This is a genomic window from Pontiella sp., from assembly GCF_041622395.1.
Taxonomy (GTDB): domain Bacteria; phylum Verrucomicrobiota; class Kiritimatiellia; order Kiritimatiellales; family Pontiellaceae; genus Pontiella.
Map to the genome: position 1 here is coordinate 1 of NZ_JBFJYW010000361.1, position 3,453 is coordinate 3,453.

Here is a 3,453-nt window from a genome sequence, read left to right on the forward strand (position 1 = left end):
GCCTTCGTGACCCTGCATAAGCAGGGGCAGCTGTGCGGGTGCATCGGCGAAATCTTTCCGCGCCGCGCCCTCCATGCGGCGATCGCCGAGCAGGCCTTGAATGCGGCCTTTCACGATCCGCGTTTCCCGAAGCTGCGCGAGGACGAGCTGAACGAGGTCGACATCGAAATCTCCGCTCTCACCGCGCCGCATTCGGTGCCGTCGTATGAAGACATTGAAATCGGCAAACATGGCATCGTGCTGTCCAAGGGAATGTGCTCCGCCGTATTCCTGCCGCAAGTCGCGCCCGAGCAAGGTTGGGGGCTGTCAACCACGCTGTCCCACCTCGCCATGAAAGCCGGCCTCGGCCCCGACGACTGGAAAAGCGGGTGCCAATTCCAGGTTTTCGAGGCCATCGTGTTCGGTGAAAAGACCGGATAGGACCTCCTGGTTCGATCCTTTTGCGGCATGCGGGTTGAAATCTCGGGGGCAACCCCGCATAATCCAAGTTTGTTTACCTTGGAGTTGCCATGCTTATCTACAAACTGATCCGTCGCCAAATCATCTTGCCGTTCACCCGTCCGCGCCGCATCGCGACTGCGGTCGCGGCGCTCTTTTTAGGGGGCACCGCCTTGGGGCAGATGCCGCACGAGGTGCTGCTGCTGGTGAACAAGCGGTCGCAGGATTCGCTGAAGGTGGCCAACACCTATCTGGCTTTGCGGGAGATTCCGCGGCGCAACGTGGTCTATCTCGATATCCCGGAAAGTGCCTATGGCGGTGACGCCACCGTCACGCCGAAGCAGTTCGCCGATTTGATCTGGGAGCCCGCCAATGCCGTGGCGGCGCAGCGGGGGATCGATGGGCAGATTCTGGCGTGGGTCTATTCCGTCGATTTCCCGATCCGCGTCAAGACCGACGCCTCCGACCGCAGGCAGATGTCGGTCGGCGGCCTGACGTTCATGCGCAACCAGATTCCCGGACTGGATCTGGTGGAAGAAGGGAAATACCTTTCCAAGCTGTTTGCCGGGCCCAACGCGCGCATCACGCTCAACCTGAATGCCATGTCGCTGGGGATGCAGAAAAAGGGGCTCGGCGAGGATGCGACGGTTCCGCCGGAGGCGGCTTGGCTGCAGCGCGGGCTGGGCGAGCGCATGCCGCTGCCGAGCATGATGCTCGGCTACACCGGCGAAAAGGGCAACGACGTCCAGACCGTGATCGATTGCCTGGCCCGCGGCAAGCAGTCCGACTTCCGCGGCAACCGCGGCGGGATCCATTTCGTGATGTCCGACGACGTCCGCTCCAAATGCCGCGAATATCAATTCTACCCGGCCGTGAACGAGCTCAAGGCCAAGGGCGTCGCCGCCAACGTGGCCACCAACTTCCCGGCGGGCGCCGAAAACGTGATGGGCATTCTGATGGGCGCCGAGACGGTCGATCCCTCGCAAATCAAATCGTTCTGGCCCGGGGCCATGGCCGAGCACCTCACCAGCTGGAGCGCGGAGTTCCAGAAACGGCAGAGCAAGCTGACCGACTGGATCGCAGCCGGGGCCACGGGGTCGGCGGGCGCGGTGGTGGAACCCTACTCGAATCCCAACAAGTTTCCGTCGGCGCGTTTCTTTGTGCACTATGCGTCCGGGTGCTCCATGCTCGAGAGTTTCTACCAATCCATCGCCTGCCCGCTGCAGGGCCTGCTGCTGGGCGATCCGCTGGCCAAGCCCTACGCCGTGCCGCTGTCGGTGAATGTGCTGGGGGCCGATAGCATGAAAAACGATTTCACCTATATGGCCACCGCGGCTTGCCGCGTCCCGAACGTGCAGTTCCTCTACTCCTTCCTGCTCGATGGCAAAGAGATCCGCGAAGTTTCCGAGGACAATTCGGTCCATTTGCGGCTCCTGAAGCTGTCGGATGGCTACCACGAACTTCGGGCCGTGGCGCGCATCAAGCATCTGGTCGAATTCAGTGCCTCGTACGACAAGGCAATCATGGTCAACCGCATGGGGCGGTCGGTCACGATCCTGCCGCAGATTAGCCGGCTCGCGAAGCATGAGCATGGAATCAAGGTGCAGGTCGGCGGTCCGCAGATGCCGAAAAAGGTGCGGCTGGTTTCCGGCGAGCTGGTGCTGGATGAACGGATCTACGATCCCGAAGCCGAACTGGTGCTGGACGAACGGATGATCGGGGAAGGCCCGAACCGGGTCCGCGCGGTGGCCGTCTATGAAGACGGCATGGAAGTTTCCAGTCCGCCCGCCAGTCTAGGCATCTCGTTTGCCGCGGAGTAGGCGGCTAATCGCTCGGCAGCGTCAAGGTAAACGAAACCATCACCTCGTCGCAAGGATCCAGCACCAGATCGCCGCCGTGGGCGCGGGCGATCTCGCGGGCGAGGCTCAGCCCCAGTCCGGAGCCGGCCGTGGTGCGGGCTTTGTCGACCCGGTGGAAGCGGTCGAACAGCAGCGGCCGGTCCGCCTCGGGAATCGGCGAAGCCGTGTTCGACAAGGTGAAGAGGGCTTTGCCGTCGTCTCGTTTCAGCGCGAACACCGCGCGTCCGTTCGCCGTGGCATACTTCGCCGCATTGGAAGTCATGTTGCGGATCGCCTGGTTGAGCAGGGCGGGATCGCCGTTGACGACGAGGCCCGGGGCAATCTCCTGCTCGATTTCCAGATTCGGCGCCATCAGTTCGAGGTCTTCTGCGGCGTTTGCCGCCAGTTCGCTCAAGTCGACGGGCTGGTGCTGGACATGGAGCCTCCCTTCGTCGGCATGCGCGAGCAGCAGGAGCTTTTGCACGACGGCCTTGAGATTGCGCAACTCCTCGAGCAGCATGCTGTAGCGTTGCTGCTCGTTGGAGCCGTCTTCCGACGATTGGATGGCGTTGTCGAGTTCGCCTTGGAGGATGGTGAGCGGGGTTTGCAGTTCATGGGCGGCGTCGGCGCTGAAGCGGACGGCCTGGTGGTAGCTTTTTTCAAGTCGGTCGAGCATGTTGTTCGAAACGGTAACGAGCCGTTCGAGTTCGATGTCGTTGCTGATCATCGGAATGCGTTTGTCGAGCCCCTTGGCCGTAATGCCCTCGACCGTGTCGGCGATGGCGGCGACGGGCTTCATGGCATGCCCGGCCAGGAACCAGCCCAGTAAGCCAAGCAGAATCAATCCCAGCGGAACCGCAATCATGAAGGCGGTGCGGAAGCGGTTGACCTCGGCGTTGAACGCATCCATGTCCATCGCGGCAACCAAGGTGATTTCGTCCGTGCAAAAGACGCCGGCGCGCCAGTTGATCGTCGGGGTTTCAACGGTCATGAAGCGCGACGAGGTGGGGGGGGGAACCTCCCGTCGGCGGAGGTCGTGGCGAGGCCCTCCGGGACCTCCACCTCCTCCGCCTCCTCTCCGTTGAGGGGGACCGCCCTGCGGCGACGGCAGGCTATGCAACTCCGCGCCGGCGATGTAGCCGTCGTTGTCGGTGTCGTGCACCCCGAAACGCTGCGC

The 3,453-nt window shown here is 62.7% G+C and carries 3 protein-coding genes; 2 read left to right on the top strand and 1 reads right to left on the bottom strand.

Annotated features, from left to right (window positions below; all coding sequences use genetic code 11):
• Together amrA and ABYO54_RS15470 are read left to right on the top strand one after the other, a co-directional pair.
• The coding region (gene amrA, locus ABYO54_RS15465; RefSeq protein WP_372809133.1) for an AmmeMemoRadiSam system protein A at positions 1-420 on the top strand (420 nt) is incomplete at its 5' end.
• Positions 421-509: 89 nt separating this feature from the next.
• A complete protein-coding gene (locus ABYO54_RS15470; protein WP_372809134.1) occupies positions 510-2,258 on the top strand; it encodes a hypothetical protein in 1,749 nt (582 codons plus the stop codon).
• A gap of 4 nt (positions 2,259-2,262) precedes the next feature.
• On the opposite strand, the gene ABYO54_RS15475 is transcribed toward ABYO54_RS15470, so the two are convergent.
• Positions 2,263-3,453 (bottom strand): ATP-binding protein (locus ABYO54_RS15475; RefSeq protein WP_372809135.1); only part of this gene is annotated, 1,191 nt, incomplete at its 5' end.